Source organism: Xenorhabdus bakwenae (genome assembly GCF_030272115.1).
In the GTDB taxonomy this organism is placed as follows: Bacteria; Pseudomonadota; Gammaproteobacteria; order Enterobacterales; family Enterobacteriaceae; genus Xenorhabdus; species Xenorhabdus bakwenae.
In genome coordinates, this window is the sequence record NZ_CP119194.1 from 3,038,280 (window position 1) to 3,060,814 (window position 22,535).

The following is a 22,535-nucleotide window of genomic DNA, read 5'->3' on the forward strand; positions in this document are numbered from 1 at the left end:
TATTCAATAATTTCAGAGCCGCAGATTGTACTCTGTTTAGGACAGCATATCAGCGCCTAATCAAAATAGTTTTATTTTTTCAGATCTTGCTGAACTTGTTGTAGTTTTCTGACCCAAGGCTTTTTAGCCTGAACTTCAGCAGGCAGTGAGGAAATGGCCCTTTTAGCATCAGAAACAGAACGATAACTACCGTGGATCAAGATAAACCATGTTTTTCCATCGCGTTTAGTTTCATAAACCTTGTAATTTATAATGTTATTTTTTTCCGCGAAGGCGCTTAAGGTATCAGAACGGCCGGCACTACTCAATTGTAGTGTGAATCGATTTGCGGGTGCTTTCAGCAAATCACCCCCAGCATCGGCGACGCTCTTTTTATTGGCCTGATATTGACCAGCTGCTTTGGCGTGATTGTCTCCTTTGGCCTTATTCTCTATTTTGGGTGGCGTAACCTTCTCTGGTTTGCTTGGCTCAACAGGTGATGTTACCGTTGGTTTAGTGGGTTTGGCCTGCGGTTGTGTCAGATTGTTTTGCACAGAATGATTAATGGTGCTTTGTTGTTGATTTAAAGCATCAGTAATATCACCGGGTAACTCTATGCGCTGGTTGTAGCCCCCCGTCCCAGTTTCGGCAGGAAGATCTTTACTTGGCGTACTATTAATTGGTGGCGGACTGATTTCACGTGCGCCATGAGTTGTTGGTTCTGACGGGTTTTCTTGCTCGCTGTCAGGGAAATTGGTCGAAAGTGAAGAAGAACCAGAACCAGAAAGGTTAATACTCTTTTCCGAGGCATTGTGCTGTGATTGCTGTTTTTCATGCTCAGTGGGTGATTTCAATGCGGAGCTGATAGCAATAATCAGAAGCAAAAGTACCAGAATACCAACACCAATCATTATTTGTTGGCGGGATATTGCGAGCTTAGGTTGATTGAACTGGCTTCTGGAGCGCTGAAGATTGCGATCAGAAGTATCAGGCTTTAATTCACTTTCTGTTTTTTGTTTGTTTTCTGATTTTAATTCGTCCACATGCCCTCCTAACAGAGATAGTTCTGCCAATTGTTATTGAAGAGGTTTGGCAGTCTGACCTAACTAAAACCGATGATGCTTTATTTGATAATCTAGCTATTGTATAGCATAACAGCTAGAGGATAATTCATCATTCAGCTTTTATTATCAGCGCAAATTTTGCCATATCCAGAAATTCCCTTCATCTTCCCAATTTCAGCCTGGCAGTAAAATTCACTGCCAGAGCAATAAGTTGGGATTAATTAGAGAGTATCAAGTATCTAACGAGGGGATGGCTGAGATAGACGAACGGCATCCAATATAACTTCTTTCCCAATATCAGAACGAAGTTTTGCTTCCCCAATCGCGGTTGGCAGTACCAGATGCAGTTTTCCGGCAGAAACTTTTTTGTCACGCATCATATGAGGTAGATAGGCATCAGGGGACATTGCTTCAGGGCCATTGACAGGTAATTCTGCTCGTTCCAGCAAGCGGATGATCCGTTGGGTGTCCTGTTTTGAGAAGGTGCCGACAAGTTCAGATGCTCTGGCCGCCATCACCATACCCGCCGCAACAGCATGACCATGCAGCCAGACGCCATAACCCATTTCAGCCTCAATCGCATGTCCAAAGGTATGACCGAGGTTTAACAGTGCCCGCATTCCACTGCGTTCTTGTTCATCAGCCGCAACAACCAACGCTTTGAGTTCGCAGCAACGACGGATGCAATAAGCCATTACCTGACTGTCGAGAGCCAGTAATTTCTCAATATTCTCTTCAAGCCAGCGAAAGAATTCGCCATCCAGAATAATGCCGTATTTAATCACTTCAGCCAGACCTGAATGTAACTCTTGAGCCGGTAATGTTTTCAGGCAATTGAGATCGACAATAACCGAAGCGGGCTGGTAGAAAGCGCCTATCATGTTTTTGCCGAGGGGGTGGTTGACTCCTGTTTTTCCACCGACGGAAGAGTCAACCTGAGAGAGCAATGTGGTGGGTACTTGGATAAAACGAACACCGCGTTGATAGCTAGCTGCGGCAAACCCCGTCATATCACCGATTACACCACCACCAAGGGCGATAAGCGTTGTGTCACGGCCATGATTCTTTTCCAGCAAGGCGGAAAAAATGTCATTGAGCACAAAAAGTGATTTGTGCTGTTCACCGTCAGGCAAGATAACTTCATTTACCCGAAGATCCATTCTCTGCAATGTGGATTTCACCTGTTCGAGATACAGGGGAGCAAGCGTCTCATTGGTCACTATCATGACCTGTTGACCCGCTTGCAGGGGCTTGAATGCCTCACTGTCAGAAAATAGCCCTTCGGCTATGGTAATTGGATAGCTTCTTTCACCTAACGTAACAGTCACTTGTTCCATATCAGCTTTCGCCTTATCGTTTGCCGCTGTGCGGACTCGCTATAATCAGTTTTTTTCCAGTAGTTCAATGATTTGGTTAGCGACGACTTTGGCGCTTTGCTCATCTGTGCGAATAGTCACGTCAGCAATTTCCTCATAAAGAGGATTGCGCTCATCAGCCAAATTCTCTAAAACTTCGCGTGCTGGTGCATCAACTTGAAGTAAAGGGCGTTTTTTATCGCGCTGGGTACGAGCCAACTGTTTTTCGATGGTTGTTTCTAAATAGACGACCACACCACGGGCAGACAGGCGATTGCGGGTTTCTTTTGATTTAACAGAACCCCCTCCAGTAGCCAATACGATGCCTTGTTTTTCAGTCAGTTCGTTTATTATTTTTTCTTCGCGATCGCGGAAGCCTTCTTCGCCTTCCACATCAAATACCCAGCCCACGTCAGCTCCGGTACGTCGCTCAATTTCTTGATCAGAGTCGTAAAACTCCATATTGAGTTGCTGAGCTAACTGACGACCAATAGTGCTTTTGCCGGCACCCATAGGCCCAACCAGAAAGATATTGCGTTTCTCTGCCATGTTTTTGGTATTACTAAGACTGTTTGTTAATGATAACCCGCCCCGCCAATCAGATTAGCCACGGGACCTAAACTGAAACCTCATGAGTGATAATGTGAGATCAGATATGAAAATTATCTCAGCACATCAGCCTGTATTGCAACTATATAAATTTCGCACGAACTCAAACATCGGGTTCATGCTTTTGCTGGCCAATTGAGAGCCTATTGTATCTACCTTCCATCCTACAACTTGCTGTTTTGCTGCAATTTGCCATCTATTGGGTATAAGCTCTTGCTTGCGATATTAGATCTGCTCACTCAATTAGTTAATCCTTGTATGCTAAATTACTCTCAGCGTCAAATCCATAAACAGGCCAGACCAAGAAAAACGGTAGGTGTTTTGACAGAAAAAACACAATTACGTTATTAATTGATTGATTTTTATATTATATTTTTCATTGGTTAAATATCGGTCAGTTGAGGCGTGATAAAAATGACGAGTTCCCGGCGGCTATGTTGCTCTCCTTTTTGGTTAAATAATGCCCCCAATAGGGGAAGATCTGATAAATAAGGAACTTTTTGTAAACTTGCGGTTTTTTTCTGTTGAAAGATCCCTCCGAGAATCAAGGTCTCCCCATTTTTAATTGTAACGTGGGTTATTATCTCTTGTTTATCGATGGACAAATTTTCATTTCCGCCTTGGTTGATGGGAAAACCGGGGGCATTCTGACTAATTTTCAGCGCGAGCCGGATTTTTCCCTGCCTTAAAATATGGGGCGTAACTTCCATGCCCAATACCGCCTCTTTAAATTGAACGGTAGTTTTGTCCTTGTCCTGAACAATATAGGGAATATCAGAACCTTGCTTGATACTGGCTGTTTGCTGGTGTGAAGCGGTTAGTCGTGGGCTGGCAATGATATCAAGCTGGTTTTCCTGCTCTAGTGCACTGAGTTCCAGCTCGAGTAAGTTTGCATGAATGCGGGCGGTATTCAGTACCAACCGATGGCGCTGGTTGCCTGCGGGTTGATGCAGATTTAAGCGGTTTAAGCCTATTGATTGATTATGCGGATCGGCGTTTATTCCCCAGTGGATCCCCAATTCATGCAGGGCTTCCTGACTGCTGGTAACAATATGGGCAGTGATCTGTACTTGTTGCTGTGGGGTATCGACTTCTTTCAGCCAGTTTTTAATACGAGTAATGGCATCAAATTTATCTTCCAGGATCAGACTGTTGGTTAAGGGATCATGTTCAACTTTTCCCCATTTTGTCAGTAGCGCAGGATGATTTTGCTGTAATTGTTCTGCCACTTGTCCTGCATCGGCGTATTGCAAAGTAATAGCCTGATATTCGATCTCTTGTTCTTGCCCATCTTGCTCTGCCGGAGAAAAGTCAGTTGCATTCTCTATTATTGGAGGCTGGAACGGATCTCTTATTGGCATTTCAGAATTGGGTTCTTCTCCGGTAAAACCGAATAGGGGAAATAAGAGACAGATTAGGAGAATCAAAGGATGGCGGTTCATGATTTCTCCTTATCTGAAAAAGCGGTGTCTGAAAAAACCATGTGAACCGTTAGGTTATCATCGGCAGGTGTAATTGTGATGTGCTTAATTAATAACGGGGGCTGCAATTTTTGAATTTCATTCAAGAAATGGAGAAATTGGCCGTAATTTAGCGACAGCATGATATGCCAGAAAACGTGTTCGTTTTCTTTGTGGATTTGCCATTCCATTAGCTGACTACCGGAGTGGGTTAGTGGTATATGCAGTCGTTTGAGTATGGTCGTATTATTTTTTGAGGATGAAAGATGGCCGTCTGGGGTAAGGCTTGTGGCCATATGCTGGATCTGCTGTTGCGTTTCAGGCAGAGATGGCAGCTCAGCAAGCTTCTGCCGGGATAGCACCACATTGTGTTGCTGCTGCTTAATATTGCTCTGGAGGGTATGAATTTCATACCGATTTTTCTGCCAGACTAAAAAGTAGAACCCTAACAGCAGTGAGATGATGAGCAATTGTTGCAAGACAAGCTGTTGCCAGACAGGCCGATAAAACCATTCAAGATAATTATTTCTCATCGGACTCTCCCGTCAACCAATTGGCATCAATGGTAAAAACCTTGAAATGATCTTCTGTCGTGGTCATTTTCTTTAGCTGCACATTGATAAGCGAAGTATCGTCAGTCAGGTTATCCAACAAATTGGAGATATCGGTATAGTTTTGACTGCGGGCAGTAAAAATTAATTGTCCACTGTCGTCACTAAATGCAGTCAGCCAACTGTTCTCTGGTAACACATTGGGGAGTTGACGAAAGAGTTGTAAATAACGTTGATTCTGTTCCATGAATATGCGTTTTTTCCGTAATCGTTGTGACAATTGTTGGTGCTGTTGCACGGCGTGGTCTGTTGCGCTGATAGTTTGTTGTAATTGAGCCAATGAGTGAGTCATTTCCGTTAATTGTCCGCGATATTGTCTAATCTGGTTTGTTTGTAGCGTAGAAATAAACACGAATACAGCTGTCCACAACGTAAGTTGTAAGCAAAGTAGTACTCCCCATATTTGGCACTGGCGTTTCAGCCTATTTTGCCGCCAAGGTAAGAAATTGACTTGATACATCACTGATCACTCGGCCTGAGCGCTAAACCTGCGGCAATAATGAACGCATTCGTTTTATCTGGCAGCGGGGGATGATAATGACGGAACGCCATTAAGAGTTGCCAAATATTGGCTGATTTTGTTGATACTGATATCGCTTTTACTGATGTCGATTGCTCTTCATCGCTGTAATAAATTGCATAATCTTCTGTTTCTGACGTGATGGGGAGCTGGTTGATGATCTGCGCCAGATGGGAATCCGGTTGTGAAGATATCAGGCCATAACCGAAAGGTCGGTTGGCAGGAGCTACCCATAGCCAGTTTGTTATACGTTTGTGAAGCAGCCAACTGGCGTCAGGCACTCCCGCAAATTTGGCGACATAACGCAATGCACAGGGGGCAATATCAATAGCATCAAGGGATAAATTGATCTCCGCGAATAAATTCAGCCAGCGGTTGAGATCTTTTTGACGGGTTGCACTAATGCAAATCTGCTGACCATGAACACGATAATCCAACGCCAGGTCACTGGCAGGAAATTGTTTTTCAGCATTGGCGTGCACAAACCAGCCGAGTTCCGGCTCCTGCAAGGCAGTATGGTCAGGCAAGGCGATCTGGCGCTGTAAGGTTTGCTGAACAGGGAGGGCTAATCTTAGGCTAAGATTCTTAGGTAATATTTTTCGCCATTGCATTAAAATGTGACGTAATTTTTCAGGATCTTGTAGCCGCCCTCCTGAAATAATCTCGCTGGATAAGTGATATTGCCAGCAATGCCGAAGTTGCCAACCGTCACGGCGTTTAATAGCGGCAAGAGCACGAATGTAATGATCCTGGATATCCAATCCGATATACCATTTAGGTGGATACATAGAGAGATCTCCTTATCTACTATCAACGAAAACATCAAATTAATGAAAACCTAATGAGACATGAAAAGGGGATTGGTAAAGGTGATATCTATAGTGTTGTACAGCCCTTATACTAATTCCTTTATACTAAGTCTTTTATACTACGTACTGATCGTTTATAAACTGCCCGATTAACATGGCGTGAGAAATTTCAGGTGAAGTTCATAAAGTATTTTTTGATCCTTATTGTTGTTTGCATTTTATTGGGAGTTGTCTCGATTTTTGGTTTGTACAAATATATCGAGCCACAGCTTCCTGATGTTGCGACACTAAAGGATGTCCGGTTACAAACACCGATGCAGGTGTTCAGTGCTGATGGCGAATTAATAGCCCAATATGGTGAAAAACGCCGTTTACCCCTTACCTTGTCAGAAATACCTCCCCTAATGGAGAAAGCCTTTATTGCCACGGAAGATAACCGTTTTTATGAACACCACGGTGTTGATCCCATCGGGGTTATCCGCGCTGTTTCTGTGGTAATCACTTCCGGTCATGCTTCCCAAGGGGCGAGTACCATCACTCAGCAGCTTGCGAGAAACTTTTTTCTTAGCCGAGAGAAGACATTGATACGTAAAGCGAAAGAGGCATTTTTGGCGATTAAGATCGAGCAATTATTAACTAAGGATGAAATCCTGGAGTTGTATCTCAACAAGATCTATCTCGGCTATCGTGCTTATGGTGTTGGCGCTGCGGCTCATGTTTATTTTGGTAAAAACGTCAACGAGTTGACATTAAGTGAGATGGCGATGATTGCCGGTTTGCCGAAAGCACCTTCAACATTTAACCCACTTTATTCTTATGATCGCGCGATCAGTCGCCGCAATGTGGTACTGGGCAGGATGCTGGAAGAGGGATATATCACCCGGCGTCAGTATGAGGAAGCCAGAGAAGAAAAATTGGTTGCCCGTTATCACGCTCCACAAATTGTTTTTTCTGCGTCTTATCTGACTGAAATGGCTCGTCAGGAAATGATCAATCGATATGGTGAAGAAAATGCCTATACAGAGGGTTATAAGGTCTATACCACGATCACGCGTAAATCCCAGTTAGCGGCTGTGAACGCGGTTCGTTCCAATGTGATTGACTATGATGTCCGTCACGGTTACCGAGGCCCTCAAGAAGTGTTATGGAAAGCCAATCAACCGGCATGGAGCCAAACGCAGATTATCGATAAGCTGAAAACCTTACCTAAATATGGCCCTCTGGTGCCAGCCATTGTGACGAAATCCAGCGCTAACCAGGCACAAGTGATGCGGGTGGATGGCAACAACGTTGAGTTGACAATGGCAGGCGTGCGCTGGGCACGTCCATTTAAAACCGACAGCTTACAAGGTGCTGTACCACATAGTGTCAATGAAGTTATTCGGGCAGGCGAACAAATTTGGATCAGAAAAGTCAATGATACTTGGTGGTTGGCTCAACTTCCCGAAGTTAATGCAGCGCTGGTTTCCATCAATCCGATGAATGGTGCAATAGAAGCGTTGGTCGGTGGATTTGATTTTGAATTGAGTAAATTTAACCGTGTGACACAATCGTTGCGTCAGGTCGGTTCCAATATCAAGCCATTCCTGTATACCGCCGCAATGGACAAAGGGTTGACGTTGGCTTCATTGATGAATGATGCGCCAATCAGCCGTTGGGATGCCGGAGCCGGGACGGATTGGCGTCCGAAAAACTCACCACCGAATTACGATGGGCCAATTCGTTTGCGTCAGGGGTTGGGACAATCCAAAAACGTAGTGATGGTTCGAGCCATGCGTGCGATGGGGGTTGATTATGCTGCGGATTACTTGAAGCGCTTTGGCTTACCGGGTGAAAACGTTGTACGCACAGAATCTTTGGCTCTGGGTTCCCCTTCATTTACTCCGCTACAGTTAGTACGCGGTTATGCCGTGATGGCAAACGGTGGTTACCTGGTTGATCCTTACTTCATCAGCAAAATTGAAAATGATGAAGGAAAAGTCCTGTTTGAAGCGAAACCTAAAATTGCTTGTCCTCAATGTGAAAACATTCCGGTGATTTATGGTGAAACAGCACGTTCTATCGAATTATCTGAAGATTCCATTGAGAACGTGGCGCATTCTGAGGTTCCGCAAAATCCAGATTTACTGCCTCAACCGGAGTTAGAGAGCGTATCGGGAAATGTTAATGTGGATGATCAACAGTATGCCCCTCACGTGATCAGTACACCGCTGGCGTTCCTTATTCATGATGCCTTAAAGACGAATATCTTTGGTGAGCCGGGTTGGATGGGAACGGGCTGGCGTGCTGCCCGTGATTTGAAGCGCCGTGATATTGGTGGCAAAACCGGGACAACCAACAGCTCAAAAGATGCGTGGTTCTCTGGTTATGGCCCGGATAGGGTGGCAACAGCCTGGATTGGCTTTGATGAACATAGCCGAAGTTTGGGACGTACTCCGGTATTAAAAGGGGAAGGTGGCGCGAAAACGGCTCAACCAATTTGGGATGATTTTATGAAAGTGGCGTTGGCAGACGTTCCAGATAAAGCCATGGAACCCCCTGCCGGCATTGTTTCTGTCACAATTGATCGGGCAACGGGCAAGTTAGCTAATGGTGGCAGTAATACCCGTAAAGAATATTTCATTGATGGCACTCAGCCGACGGAATATGCTGTACCCGATGTGGGTACGACAGTCACTGAAAATGGTGAAAGCCGTGAATTATTCTGATTGATCTGTCTGTAACCAACATAACGGAAATGGAAGATAAAAAGGCCTTGCCGGGGAACTGGCGAGGCCTTTTGTTATTTACTGGGGAAGATATGATTATGATGCGAATTAATTTTGAAGGTGTAGTTAATTTGTTTATTTATTATTTTTAATAAGCTGAGTTATTTTTCATAAATATTATTAAAATTATTACACGCATCAAATTAAACCTTACTCTGTTTAGGTGTTTGTTCTTTATCTCCGTATTTCACTTAAAACGAGTATAAAATTGGTATTGGGATATCAATTGCATACCCGTTTTTAAAGAATGCATTAATTAATGTTTCCTATTATTTTTTTGCTTGCAGGTATCGTTGAGCAAAAAATAGGGCGCTGACATTTCTGGCTTCATTGAAATCGGGATGCTCCAATAGTGACATCATGTCAGAGATTGGCCAGCGTTTCTGCACGAGTGGTTCGGGTTCATCGCCTTTCAGACATTCTGGATAAAGATCATGAGCAATCATGATATTCATCTTGCTGGAAAAGTAGGACGGTGCCATCGTCAATTTCGTCAACAACTCCAGTTTTCCTGCACCAAAACCAATTTCTTCCTTCAATTCACGATTGGCGGCTTCCAAAATACTTTCGCCAGCATCAATGGCCCCTTTTGGAAAACCTAATTCATATTGTTCGATGCCAACGGCATATTCGTGAATCAGAATTAATTCATCCCCGATAATTGGAATAATTAGAACCGCTTCACGATTTGCGGGTTTCATTCGTTCATAAACACGTTTTACACCATTGCTGAACTCAAGATCAACTGATTGAATATTGAATAAACGAGAATGAGCAACGTCATTTATATTCAGTATCTTAGGTTTTTTTAGATCAATCATGCTCGCCCCTGATGGCTGTCATATACCGGATAATTGAAAATAATAATGCGCCAAGTAACTTAAATATTACTGTATTTTTAAAGTGTTGTGATGAAATGGTTATGCATTCAAGCTTTGCTTTAATATGGCGGATTATGTTAGTAAATGATAGCGATTATCGCTTGAATGTATTTTTGTTGCTATCTTACTCACTCTTGCAAAAAGACGTTAGTTTATGGAAAGGTATGAGGAAAATTATATAACCTTTTGTAAATAAAATTAAAAATAGAAGAGAAGAATAGGAATAACCTGATTCTGGGTGTTCCATGAGGTTGTTATTCTGCTGATCTCTGTACTGCGGTTATGAGCATGGGGAAAAAATGAGCTTATTGGTCATTATATTGGCTATTTTTATCATTAGCCTGATTATAATGGCTTCCTTTCTGATTTTCAGATGGAGGCGGCTTGGTAACGCGTGTTATCTACAGTCAATGACTAAAACTGCCAGCCGTAAACTGGGTACTGATGAATACCAAGCTATAGAATCTTACTTGCGAAATGCCCGTCTTCTGATGAAACCGAATAGTAGACACAGGGCTGATCATCCGGTACTACCTGTTAAACATGCTGATGTCTATACCATCACACATCCTATTAGCCGTTTTTCTGCTGCAACGGATGGAGAGCACTATTGGCGCTATTATCTTGGTGAAACAGAAATACATCTGCCTGTGTTGTTTGAGCCATTTATCAAGCAGCAGAATACGATTGAGATTGTTCGAACTTCATCAATACCGCTAGTCATCGCGGTTAATGGTCACTTTTTGCAAGATTATCAGCAAGATTTGCTCATCACGCGAGTAATGGCAAAAACCGAACATGCCTCCATTCAAAAAAATGGCAATTCGAGTGCTAAATTACTGTATATCCGCAAGGAGACGTTAGAAGAATATCGTTTGCGAAAACCAACGGGCATTCAGGGAAGCATCCTGATGTGTGTTGGTTTATCGCTGTGGTTTGTGGCTCTTTTTGTACCCATTCCGATGTTGCCGTGGTTAATGCTGGTGGCGTTTTTGTTTCTTCTGGGCAGTTTTTGGTCACATTTTCGATTGCCATCCGGTCGAAAATTAGCCGATATCCATTGTTTCAATGGCATTCCGAAACGATGGGGAATATTTAGCGAATTTGAGCCGGAGCAAAGAAAGAATATCTCTCTGGGCGGCATTGATCTGGTTTATCCCGTACATTGGGAGCCTTATATTTTTCATGATCTTGATCAGAATACCGATATTGACATTTATACCAACTGCCATGTTGTGCGGCAGGGGCGCTATCTCTCTTTGCATGAAGAAGAGAAGCACTACCCTTATCAGCGTAGTAGAAAGAATGTGATGTTGGTGGCTTTCTCTGTATTTGTCATGCTGTTGCTTTACTTTTACCAGCCGGTGAACTTATCCATGCAGCTTAGTTTTGCCTGGTTATATGGTAGTAATACCAAGGTCATTACCCGCTTTCATGAGCTACAAAATATGTCGTTGAAGGAAGGGGATGTATTAAAGGTCAAAGGTGTTGGGATGTGCTATGTTCCCCCCAATATCATGCCCGAAGCGAATATTACAATATTCGCCCCATTTGATTGTGTGGGTATCTATTGGAATAGTGAAATTCCATTACCTATGCTGGAATCTGACGTTGTCGAAAGTGCTTCAGCACTGATTACAGCGGTTAGTGAGCAATTACATCCAGTTGAACGTAAAAGTAATCCTGGCCTGAATGCAGCCATTGCCAAATCGGGCATGGCCTTGCTCGACAATTTTTCACAAATCATTTTGAAAACACAAAAGTTGTGCCAAAACGATGCTGATTGTGACCGTTTGAAAAATGCATTGGTCAATTTGGGAAATGCCAAAAGTTGGGACAAGTTGTTAAAAGCCGCAGATAGCGGCAAGCTGGACGGAACTAAGGTATTGCTGCGTTCTGTCAGTGCCGATGCGTTGGAAAAACTGGTTGATTCAACTACTGCATCATTTATCTATCGCGAGATCGATAGAATGATCATTCTTATAAACAGCCCATCTCCGGGAGGCGTTTTATTGCTGAGTGATGAGGGAAAAACTTTAGTTGAATACCCGATGCGAACACACTACATATACGAACACTCAGCGTTAGATCGGTGGCGGGAATTACAGGGGCTTTTAGAACTGTTGATGAAGACACCATTTGAAACCGAGGGGATTGTGACAAAATTGTCAGAAGATCCGAATGGGACTCGCCATATCATGCTGCATCGTGAACCCGATTCCACGTCGATTATTCGTTATCTGGGAAGTTGTCTGCTGCTGGCGATTTTGCTGGTAACGTTGATCATCAACGTCATATTGATTATCAAGAAAAAGCAGAAGAACCGACGACGTCCTCAACAAATCACCCAATACTATAATAACTGTTTTAATGAGAGAAATATCCATGCAGAATTCAGACACTGATCAGGTTGTTCGCCTTGATAAATGGCTGTGGGCTGCCCGTTTTTATAAAACCCGTTCCATCGCACGTGAAATGATTGAAGGGGGAAAAGTCCATTATAATGGGCAACGGAGTAAGCCGAGTAAACTGGTTGAGTTGAATGCAGAGATTAAACTGCGTCAGGGAAACGATGAAAAAACGGTGATCATCTTGGCATTGTGCAGTCACAGACGGAGTGCTACCGAAGCCCAGCAACTTTATCAGGAAACGGCAGAGAGCATTATCAATCGGGAAAAAACGGCATTAGCGCGTAAAATGAATGCGCTCACGATGCCGCATCCCGATCGCCGTCCAGACAAAAAAGAACGGCGCACACTAATAAAATTCAAGAACGCAAAACTATCATGAGTCGGAAGATACTTAATCGATTTTAAGCTGCACCTAATAAAAACAGGCAACTTGAAAGACGAAGGAGACAACCGTTTCAGTGAAATGAGAGAGATTTATGACCAAGCATGACCAATTACACCGCTTTTTATTTGCAAGCCACTCTGTCAGGGGGGAACTTGTTTCCGTTAGTGAAACTTACCAACGGATGCTGGAAAATCATCATTTCCCTCAACCGATACAGCAGCTATTGGGTGAATTGTTGGTCGCAACCAGCCTGTTAACCGCTACCTTGAAATTCAGCGGGGATATCACGGTACAGATCCAGGGGGATGGGCCGGTCAAACTGGCGGTGATTAATGGTAACAACCGACAACAGATGCGTGGCACGGCTCGCATTGATGGTGAAGTGAATGCCGCAAGTAGCCTGCGCGATATGATCGGCAATGGTTATATGGTCATCACGGTGACACCAACAGAAGGTGAGCGTTATCAGGGCGTTGTGGCGTTGGAAGGCAATACGCTGGCAGAGTGCCTGGATGCGTATTTCAAACAGTCAGAGCAGTTACCAACGCGTCTGTTTATCCGTACAGGGATGCAGGATGGAAAAATAGCAGCCGGTGGCATGTTATTGCAAATCTTGCCCGGGGCGCAGGAAAGTAGCGAAGACATGCTTGACCACTTGGTGCAACTGACTGCAACCATTAAGGGAGAAGAGTTGTTTACGCTGGATGCGAAAGAGATTTTGCATCGCCTTTATCATGAAGAAGATGTCACGCTATATGAACCTCAGCAAGTGGAATTCCGTTGCACCTGCTCCCAGCAACGTTGTGCTGATACCCTGGTGACATTATCGGAAGCCGATCTACAGGAAATTTTGCACAACGATGGCAAAATTGACATGCAATGTGAATTTTGCGGCATGCATTATGTTTTCGACGAAAAAGATATCAACGCAATAAAAGCGGCAAAAACAGAGCGGTTGCACTAATTAGGTATCATAGGGCGTTATATACGCCCTTTTTATTACGAATGATTCAGCCATTCCGTGTTCTGTGTCTCATATAAGCTTAAAAAAAGTAATGTGATTTCAATTTTTTGATAACAATCGCTGTTAATTAGTCATAATTATTTATTATCCCCTACAGAGATAAAGTATAACCGACCAGGAGCAACAAATGAGCGTTACAGGCATTACTGAGCAGGAACTTGCGGTTTATGGTATTCACGGTGTTAGTGAAATTGTTTATAACCCAAATTATGAACTGTTATTCTCTGAAGAAACTCAACCCACGCTACAAGGGTACGAGCGTGGCATATTGACTAACCTCGGTGCTGTCGCAGTAGACACAGGTATTTTCACGGGGCGTTCTCCGAAAGATAAATATATTGTTCGTGATGATGTTACCCACGACACAGTATGGTGGGCTGATCAGGGCAAAGGCAAGAACGATAATAAACCGCTCAGTCAGGAAACCTGGTCTCATCTAAAAGGTTTGGTTACTCAGCAGCTTTCAGGCAAACGTTTGTTTGTGATTGATGCTTTTTGTGGAGCCAATACGGATACGCGCCTGAAAGTGCGTTTTATTACTGAAGTGGCGTGGCAGGCCCATTTTGTGAAAAATATGTTTATCCGCCCGTCAGACGAAGAATTAGTTGATTTCACACCTGATTTTATTGTGATGAACGGTGCTAAATGCACCAACCCACAATGGAAAGAGCAGGGGCTGAATTCTGAAAACTTTGTTGCTTTTAACCTGACCGAGCGTATGCAGTTAATCGGGGGGGACTTGGTACGGTGGTGAAATGAAAAAAGGGATGTTCTCAATGATGAACTACCTGTTACCACTAAAAGGTATTGCCTCGATGCACTGTTCCGCCAACGTGGGTGAAGCGGGAGATGTCGCTATTTTCTTCGGTCTTTCTGGAACAGGGAAAACCACGCTTTCCACTGATCCGAAACGTAAGTTAATCGGTGATGATGAACATGGCTGGGACGATGACGGCGTGTTTAACTTTGAAGGTGGTTGCTACGCGAAAACCATCCATTTATCCAAAGAAGCTGAACCGGATATTTATCACGCCATTCGCCGTGATGCCCTGTTGGAAAATGTCACTGTACTGGCGGATGGTACGGTTGATTTCAATGATGGCTCCAAAACAGAAAATACCCGTGTTTCTTATCCGATTTACCATATTGAAAATATCGTTAAACCAAGCTCAAAAGCAGGGCATGCGACCAAGGTTATTTTCCTGACCGCAGATGCTTTCGGTGTATTGCCTCCGGTTTCCCGCTTAACCCCAGAACAAACCCAATATCATTTTCTGTCTGGCTTCACGGCAAAATTGGCAGGAACAGAACGTGGTGTGACAGAACCAACACCTACTTTCTCTGCTTGCTTTGGAGCGGCGTTCTTGTCACTGCATCCGACACAATATGCGGAAGTTCTGGTTAAGCGTATGCAGTTATCGGGCGCGAAAGCTTATCTGGTCAATACTGGCTGGAATGGCACGGGTAAACGTATCTCCATCAAAGATACCCGTGCCATTATTGATGCGATCCTCAATGGTGACATTGAAGATGCGGATACCCTTCAATTGCCGATTTTTGATTTGGCCATACCAACGACATTGCCGGGTGTAGATACCCACATTTTGGATCCACGCAATACCTATGCCGATAAATCTGAATGGGATGTGAAGGCAAAAGATCTGGCCGAGCGTTTTATCGATAATTTTGACAAATATACTGATACGGCTGCGGGTGCTGCATTGGTAAAAGCAGGCCCTAAGCTGTAGTGTAATTTTAAGTTTTCTATGAAAGAACTCTATTCAGTTGGGTAGAGTTCTTTTTCAATATTCAACATCAATTGGAGGGTAAGTCAAACAGTAGGATCTCACTTTCTTGATTTGCAGTTAGCCGAAGTTGGGATTCATCCCAAATAGCAATACCATCGCTGGTGGTAGCCCGGGTTCCATTGATTATCACTTCACCACGAACCACCTGGATCCAGACATTTCGTGTTTTCTCCATGTTATATTCACCCTCTTCGCCATTTTTTAATGCCCAACGCCATAATGTCATATCCTGAAAAACTTTCAGGGAGCCAGCACGGGCATCAGGAGAGAGAATTAATTGGCGACCTTCTGTAGTATCAAAACGGTGTTGTTCATAACGGGGAGTGAGTCCTGTTTTTTCCGGTATGATCCAGATCTGGTAGAGATGCAGTTGGCTATCATGCTGTGGGTTATATTCTGAGTGGCGGATGCCTGTCCCTGCACTCATAATCTGGAACTCTCCCTCAGACACTTGCCCTTTGTTACCCATACTGTCTTGATGTTCCACCGTTCCAGACAGCACATAGGTCAATATTTCCATATCCTTGTGAGGATGCGATGCCGAATCCCTGACCCGCGTCAATCACATCTTCATTAATGACCCTGAGTGCAGAAAATCCCATGAAATTGGCATCATAATAGTTGGCGAATGAAAAAGTATGCCAACTGTCCAGCCAACCGTGATTGGCATGACCCCGTTCTGAAGCTTGGCGTAAGTAGATCATTACAAAATCCCTCAAATTTTTTTTGTAGTCTAGTTGAAGGAATGAAATAGAAAAGACGGGAAATTTAACCTTAAATTTCAAAATATTTGAATAAAAATAAGGCAATGACAAGACGAAAAAAAAAGCCAACATAAAGTTGGCTTATAAAAGTAAACACTGGAAGCAATGTGAGCAATGTCGTACTTTCACATGGACCCTGAAGGTGGTGCACTGAAAGTGCTAATAATGATAATCGTTCTCAATATCATTTGTAAAGTGTTTTTTTTAAGCAAATTTTAAATTTGAGATACTGTTTAAAATGCGATTTTTGACACATATCAGTTGTATGGTTACCCCTCCAATTCCATCTGATAGAGATGTTGAGTACCCATATCATGAAATTGATAGGGCGTTAATTGGTAGCCTCGTAGCCACAGCAAAAACCATCCATCATGTGTGTCCGGGCAAAGCCCGGCGAAGCGAAACCCGCCTTTTTTCAGCAATGAGTACAACTTCAGCGCTTCTTCACATGCAGGCAGTTTCAAATAGATTAATTGTCCAGAGGGAAGATCGATGACCTCCGATAAAAAGTCAGCCTGAACTTTGTATAGTGTGATTTCCAAACGTCTACCCGATTTTTTGATGGTAATAGGCTCAGAAAGAATAGAGTGCCGATACACTGATGGTTCACTTTGGGATGATTCGCCAACATATTGGCTGATTTGAGTGACCCAGCCTTGCCAGGGTCGGGGCCAGTTCAGCTTAGGTAATGGCAATGATTTAAACGGCAAAATACCCTGAATGATACTTTCGGGTTCTGGCAAACCAAATGGCGAATCAACATAATCCAGCATCAGCGCCGTAGAATAAAACCCCAAATTTTGGGCGATGTACTGGCTTTTAGGGTGTGAACATACCTGTTTCATCGTCAATAAATTATAGCCTTGCTCTTTCGCATAGCCGCATAAATAATTGCCCAGAGACTTAGCCACACCATGACCTTGAAAATCGGAACACACCGCAATAAGTGCCAGCTCTGCCTGATTTTTCTGTACCGTATCTTTAACCAGAGACGCATGACCGATGAGCAGGCCTTGATGGAATGCCAGGGCAGAATACCATTGCCCTGTAGACTGGTAGTCATTGATGAGCTTTGGTAGATAAATGTCAGGATAGACATACGAATCGCCGTAAACCTCACGGAATAATTGGCTGATCTTTTTATCATCTCCTGGCTGATAGCTGCGGATTTGAAGAGTGGATTGTAAGATAGTCATTGATTTCAACCTTAGCTATAACGACGTAGATCCACAACTCGCTGCAATTTTCCTGATCGTGGGTGCGTAGACATGCTATCAATATTGGTTTGCACGATCTCCAGCATATTCTGGTGTATACAAGCTTCTTCTAAACCCGGAAATGCGGCCATAACCCGATGGCGTATTCTGTCGATATCTACAGTTTGCAGACTTGCTACCAACAACCGAATTTGATCTTGTCCTTCTTTCTGGCTTAGCTCCAATTGCCAGGCCAAAAGCTCTGTTTGTTGTGATAACTGTGTCGTTAAGTCGTCAGGGAATAACGATAGGGTGCCAAATCGTATACGATAGCCTTGATTAGCACGTCCTTGCAGGGCAAATTTACGGCTTGGCTGTTCTGGCTCGCACCAGCAAGCCATATCACCAGTAGGATAGCGGATCACAGGCATAAGTTGTCGTTGCAGGTTAGTAACAACTAATAAGCCACGTTTCCCTGGCACAGTAATGGGCTGGTGAGTGATTTCATCGACAATTTCGATAATCGTTTCGTCAGAAAATACGCGATGCTCTCCCTGTTTACAATCGGGATCAGCAAAGCCAATCAAACCCGCATCGACACTGGCACAACCGATGGAGCCTAAACGGGCGCAAGGAAATGCTTGTCTTATCATCGTGAGCTGTGAATCAAATATGCTTTCGCCCCCGTAAAGAATGGTCTCCACCATTGGCAATGTTTGTTCCATCTCTTTCAGATAGTGAGCTAAACGGATTAACTGCACCGGGACGCCGGCCAGCACATTAATGTTGTGAAGGCGGATATTGTTAATCAGTAATTCATCCTCAACCTTACAGGTGAAAGGAAATTCCAATATCGGGATTGGTGAATTCGATAATGCGCCGTGGATAAATATAAAGCTGGTATAAAGATCGCCAGCAAAAAACAGGTTAGCCACCCGATCCCCGGCTTTTAATTGGCGGGCAATGCCTTGACCAAAGGAATAAATGAAGGCTTTCCATTCTTGTTGACTGAAAACCGATAAACGCCCTTCGCTGGTTGAGCCACCTGTTTTAAACACATGACCGCCTTCCAGCGGGGCAGTCAGCACCGGCCATGCCGGTAAGTCATTTGAATGTGCCCAATAATGGTTAGGCTCCACGAGAGGTAAATCTTCCAAAACCCAATTGTCGGGAATGGACTGATAGAGTTCTCGGTAATAAGCAGAATGCTCGCGTGTATGATGGAGCAAATCAGTCAATGTCGTTTTGGTCATCATCTTAATTTTACTCAATTAATATTTACGCAAGTCGATGAATAATGGTGTTTTCCCACTATGTTCATTGCGGTGAAACTCAGTACTTGACATGGAAATAACATCTAAATTCAGCAGGTTTCCTTCAACAACTTCGGCAATTTTGGGATCTTTTAATAAATTTTGGTGCACAGTGAGGGGATCGGTATGTTCAACCAATAGCTGAATGCTATCAACGCCATTATTGTTATGGTTGATTATCCATTGCACGGGTAATGCCAATTGTTCAGACAAATCAGCAAGATTGAAAAAAATACTGCCTATACGTAACAGGGAACCGTGGCGCTCTTTAAGTCGGAAACGTGGTGAAGTCAGGCCACAACAACAAGGTTGATTAATCCAGCAGCCGAGATCGCCTAAATTGTAGCGTTGGACGGGTTGGGCTTCACGGTGGCGGGAAGTGAATATCAGACGACCTGTTTCACCCTCTGCCACGGGTTGATCATTCTCTATATTGAGAATTTCCAGCCATTGAGTATCAGCCATTAAATGGAAAACGCCATCCTCGCTGGCTGCGCACGCATGACCCATTGGCCCCGCATCGACTGAACCGTAAATTGTTGAACGTATCAGGGTAACGCCAAAATTGGTCAGGAAATTTCGCTGGTTTATATTGAGGGGTTCGCCCCCCAGTAATAGCTTACGAATACCGCCATATTGACGTAGTTTGGTTTCTTCATTTAGAAATAGCCGATGTATCGTGCTTGGCATACCCACCAGCGTATTAATGCGTTGGTGTACGATAAAATCAGCGATTTCACTAAAATCATTATCAGTAGGGCCACCCATTGGATATTGTGCCACGCCCAATTTATCCAGGATGGTGAAGAAGCTCATCATGCCACCGTATAACTTCCCGCCATACAACAGGTTCATGACGCGATCGGTTGCAGGTTCAAGCCCTGAGGCGAATACTCCATCGGCTGCGGCCTGCATCTGCCTGTGGTAATCATGGTAGCTATAAGCCGCCAACTTAGGCGTACCACTGCTGCCACCACTGCGGAAAAACAGGCGTGCCTTATCGTTAGGAACCCGCGCCTGAAAATCTGCCTTATTCATGACAGGCAGATTTTCTAATCCGCGTGGACGTGGTGGAGGGACATCAAGATGGGCACAACCTGCCATTAAATCAGGCGCAAGGCTGACAGAGACCCGCTTGGTAAGGCGCGATAGTGCGTAGACGCCATCGTGTGGTTCACCACTATAACCATCATGCATCTGTCCCGCCGGTGTGATTCGGCTGACGCCCGCAGCAAACAGGGTATGACTCATTTCGGTGATATGCGCTTGACGGGTAATCAAAGCACAGCTTTGTAGATAGTGACGCCAGGGCAGCAAAATAGAACACAAATGCTGACGGGGTGCAGGGCGTATCTGCAATGTGCGGAACAAAGGAGATGCGGCTAATTCTTTTTCGTGTCGCCATATCACTCGCCAGCCGTCGGCTTGCCATATTTCACCGCGAACCTGTGTAAACGCAAAATCGAGTTGTTGGAAAGCCGTTTGCGTCGTAATTTCAGCTGCTTCCTGAATATCCGGTTTCAGGGCTGGATGCAATCCGGTACGGCGTTGTAAAGCGGCCGCCATTCGTTGCCCGATATGGTGTAAAACCTCAGGTTCATCGCTATCGACCAGCAAACATTGCGGGCTGGAACAGGCTTGTTGGTCATAACGACAGATATCATCAGCTAATGCATCCAATTGGGTATCATCGGCGGCGTCAGGGCTTAACCAGGCAATGCTGATACGGTGCCCCCAATCTATCCAGCGGCAACCGGGGGGGAGTTGAGCACGAATGGAGGTCAGGGAAGAATCGCTGCCCCAGGCAGAAACCGCATCCGCCTGACTGAACAACTCTGTCAATTGTGTTACGGGCACAGGCAATACTGCGACCCGATCAACTAAATCACCTGAAATATCCTGGGATAAAAATTCTGCCAGCAGTTGAGCACTAAACCCGTTATCGCTGCTGCTTGGACGTAACCAGTTAATATTCCCCACCAGCAAACTCTCTATGACGGCCATAAAGGGCAAAAGTTCAGCATTGGAAGGCGTAATATGGACGACCAAGCCTAATGGTTTCCAGGTCTCATATCGGTTCTGGTTATAATCGAATCGACGCAGTGAAAAAGCATTTTGCCCCAGTTCCCGCTCCAGTTTGGCTTCCAGCGCTTCACGTTGGCAAAAAGCGATAAGCGATCTCTGTGTCTGAGCATCAAACAAGGGATGTTCACTCAGATTGACAAGATATTCGGCAAAGCGTTGTGCGCAATCCAGAACTTGCTCAGAAGTATGGGGACGTGCCAGAAGATCAGGTAAACGCTCACGTAATTGCGCGATTTTTTGTTCTGCCAATTGTTTTGAAGAAATCGGATTATTCATGGTTTTTACAGAAACAGTATTTACGGAAGACATATCAAGATCTCTTAATCAATTCTGAAGCGGCAATCGCACAACTCCGGTTTTTGCTAGTGCCAGCGCGGCCAAGCAGTTCAAACCAATCTGTTTTAAGCTCACAACCACAGCTTTCACCGGAATGCAGTACAGCCAGGTCGCTGGTAACAATGCTGTGGGCTGGGCAGGAAGTGATATAAGGGGATGTAAGATGCAGAAAACCCGGTTCCCCATAAGGTTGGCAGGTCAAGTTAGTGGTATGGCGCACATAGGCACGGGCATAGACTGGAACATGGAAATGATGGTGAGAACATTCAACATAAGGGACCGGGTGTTCAACCGAACCATAACCATCACGACAGCGAATATCAGGGATACCCAATTGTTCGGTTATCCGTTGATAGAGTTCTTTTTTAGGAATGGATTTATCGGCATGGGTTTTCCAGCCTCCGCCGAGGAAAACCAGCGATTCAGGATGTAATTTCAGTGCCGGTAGTCCCATCTGTTCCATTCTTTGCAGGGTGAACCACAAAAAGGCAGGAAAGCCGAAAATCCGCACGGGCAATCCTTCTTGGGCAAATTGCTGGAGTGCCGTAATAGTACCGAAGGGATCAAATTCATTACCTTGTCCGTTATGGCGCAAAGCATAATAAGCCCGATTTACCGGCGCATATTTACACAGGAATTGATCGGTGTAGGCGGTGCCCAGAGTGACGGCACCAGCGGGTTCATAGCTCAGCAGCAGGTAATTACAGGGTTGATCAGGCGTATTCCAGCCATAATAGTCAAAAATACAGTCCACCATATGCTGGGCAGCCGCAATACTGACAGCGTCATAGCGCATACGGCTTTTTTGTCCGGTGGTTCCAGAGGAAGTCAGTTCCAGCGCATCGTGTGCACTGTCGCTGAGTATTAGGTTATGTTTGAAATAATTGGCAAATAGCAAAGGCAGATCTGACCAATCATCCAGAGTCATTATTGCCTTTTTATCCAAGCCATGCTCTGTCAGCCACTGCTTGTAACCAGGGGTATGTTCGCAATGATATAGCGTCAGTTCATACATGGCGTTATTAAATAACGCATCATATTCGGCACAAGCACGGTAAGGATGTGTGATAGCACACAGTGCTTTGACGTGAGGTAAGTTTTGCATATCAGCACTCATTCTTCAGTAACAGCTATAAATAATTATTAATTAAACATAT

At 44.4% G+C, this 22,535-nt stretch carries 16 protein-coding genes and 2 pseudogenes; 5 read left to right on the plus strand and 13 right to left on the minus strand.

Annotated features, from left to right (window positions below):
• Positions 1-71: 71 nt before the first annotated feature.
• From PXH59_RS15280 to pilM, 7 genes are all read right to left on the minus strand, one after another.
• Positions 72-1,022: an SPOR domain-containing protein gene (locus PXH59_RS15280; RefSeq protein WP_285809029.1), complete on the minus strand. Its 951-nt coding sequence runs from the start codon at positions 1,020-1,022 to the stop codon at positions 72-74.
• 260 nt (positions 1,023-1,282) lie between these two features.
• Positions 1,283-2,380 carry a 3-dehydroquinate synthase gene (gene aroB / locus PXH59_RS15285; RefSeq protein ID WP_285809030.1) on the minus strand — a complete coding sequence of 366 codons (1,098 nt, stop codon included), beginning with the start codon at positions 2,378-2,380 and terminating at the stop codon, positions 1,283-1,285.
• A 45-nt stretch (positions 2,381-2,425) separates the two neighbouring features.
• On the minus strand, positions 2,426-2,947 hold the full coding sequence (aroK, locus tag PXH59_RS15290) for a shikimate kinase AroK (RefSeq protein ID WP_038237472.1): 522 nt from the start codon (positions 2,945-2,947) through the stop codon (positions 2,426-2,428).
• A 443-nt stretch (positions 2,948-3,390) separates the two neighbouring features.
• The gene (locus PXH59_RS15295; protein ID WP_285809031.1) at positions 3,391-4,449 is read right to left on the minus strand and encodes a secretin GspD/PilQ domain-containing protein; all 1,059 of its coding nucleotides are present in this window, start codon (positions 4,447-4,449) and stop codon (positions 3,391-3,393) included.
• The gene (locus PXH59_RS15300; protein WP_047766355.1) at positions 4,446-5,000 is read right to left on the minus strand and encodes a hypothetical protein; all 555 of its coding nucleotides are present in this window, start codon (positions 4,998-5,000) and stop codon (positions 4,446-4,448) included. The genes PXH59_RS15295 and PXH59_RS15300 overlap by 4 nt, the downstream gene beginning before the upstream one ends.
• The gene (locus tag PXH59_RS15305; protein ID WP_285811796.1) at positions 4,990-5,538 is read right to left on the minus strand and encodes a PilN domain-containing protein; all 549 of its coding nucleotides are present in this window, start codon (positions 5,536-5,538) and stop codon (positions 4,990-4,992) included. The genes PXH59_RS15300 and PXH59_RS15305 overlap by 11 nt, the downstream gene beginning before the upstream one ends.
• Complete coding sequence (pilM, locus tag PXH59_RS15310) at positions 5,538-6,386, minus strand: type IV pilus biogenesis protein PilM (RefSeq protein WP_285809032.1); 849 nt, start codon at positions 6,384-6,386, stop codon at positions 5,538-5,540. The genes PXH59_RS15305 and pilM overlap by 1 nt, the downstream gene beginning before the upstream one ends.
• 194 nt (positions 6,387-6,580) lie before the next feature.
• On the opposite strand from pilM, the gene mrcA reads away from it, so the two are divergent.
• Positions 6,581-9,115: a peptidoglycan glycosyltransferase/peptidoglycan DD-transpeptidase MrcA gene (gene mrcA / locus PXH59_RS15315; RefSeq protein ID WP_285809033.1), complete on the plus strand. Its 2,535-nt coding sequence runs from the start codon at positions 6,581-6,583 to the stop codon at positions 9,113-9,115.
• Between the two features lie 329 nt (positions 9,116-9,444).
• Here mrcA and nudE read toward each other — a convergent pair whose 3' ends face one another.
• Positions 9,445-9,996: an ADP compounds hydrolase NudE gene (gene nudE, locus PXH59_RS15320; protein WP_285809034.1), complete on the minus strand. Its 552-nt coding sequence runs from the start codon at positions 9,994-9,996 to the stop codon at positions 9,445-9,447.
• Between the two features lie 359 nt (positions 9,997-10,355).
• On the opposite strand from nudE, the gene PXH59_RS15325 reads away from it, so the two are divergent.
• The 4 genes and pseudogenes from PXH59_RS15325 (at position 10,356) to pckA (ending at position 15,624) form a co-directional block, all read left to right on the plus strand.
• Entirely contained in the window at positions 10,356-12,461 is a 2,106-nt protein-coding gene (locus PXH59_RS15325) for an IgaA/UmoB family intracellular growth attenuator (RefSeq protein WP_285809035.1), read from the plus strand.
• Positions 12,442-12,846, plus strand: coding sequence for a ribosome-associated heat shock protein Hsp15 (gene hslR / locus PXH59_RS15330; protein WP_285809036.1), 405 nt, complete (start codon positions 12,442-12,444; stop codon positions 12,844-12,846). The genes PXH59_RS15325 and hslR overlap by 20 nt, the downstream gene beginning before the upstream one ends.
• Before the next feature lie 97 nt (positions 12,847-12,943).
• Positions 12,944-13,816 (plus strand): Hsp33 family molecular chaperone HslO, encoded by an 873-nt coding sequence (gene hslO / locus PXH59_RS15335; protein WP_047766362.1) that lies wholly within the window; start codon positions 12,944-12,946, stop codon positions 13,814-13,816.
• Between the two features lie 187 nt (positions 13,817-14,003).
• Positions 14,004-15,624: pseudogene (gene pckA / locus PXH59_RS15340) on the plus strand (phosphoenolpyruvate carboxykinase (ATP)).
• Positions 15,625-15,691: 67 nt separating this feature from the next.
• On the opposite strand, the pseudogene PXH59_RS15345 reads toward pckA, so the two are convergent.
• From PXH59_RS15345 to PXH59_RS15365, 5 genes and pseudogenes are all read right to left on the minus strand, one after another.
• Positions 15,692-16,388: pseudogene (locus PXH59_RS15345) on the minus strand (pirin family protein).
• 329 nt (positions 16,389-16,717) lie between these two features.
• A complete protein-coding gene (locus PXH59_RS15350; protein WP_285809037.1) occupies positions 16,718-17,644 on the minus strand; it encodes a GNAT family N-acetyltransferase in 927 nt (308 codons plus the stop codon).
• An 11-nt stretch (positions 17,645-17,655) separates the two neighbouring features.
• On the minus strand, positions 17,656-18,900 hold the full coding sequence (locus tag PXH59_RS15355; protein WP_047766366.1) for a phenylacetate--CoA ligase family protein: 1,245 nt from the start codon (positions 18,898-18,900) through the stop codon (positions 17,656-17,658).
• A gap of 15 nt (positions 18,901-18,915) precedes the next feature.
• Positions 18,916-21,351 (minus strand): acyl-CoA reductase, encoded by a 2,436-nt coding sequence (locus tag PXH59_RS15360; protein ID WP_285809038.1) that lies wholly within the window; start codon positions 21,349-21,351, stop codon positions 18,916-18,918.
• Position 21,352: 1 nt separating this feature from the next.
• Positions 21,353-22,483 carry a LuxE/PaaK family acyltransferase gene (locus PXH59_RS15365; RefSeq protein WP_047766368.1) on the minus strand — a complete coding sequence of 377 codons (1,131 nt, stop codon included), beginning with the start codon at positions 22,481-22,483 and terminating at the stop codon, positions 21,353-21,355.
• Positions 22,484-22,535 lie beyond the last annotated feature (52 nt).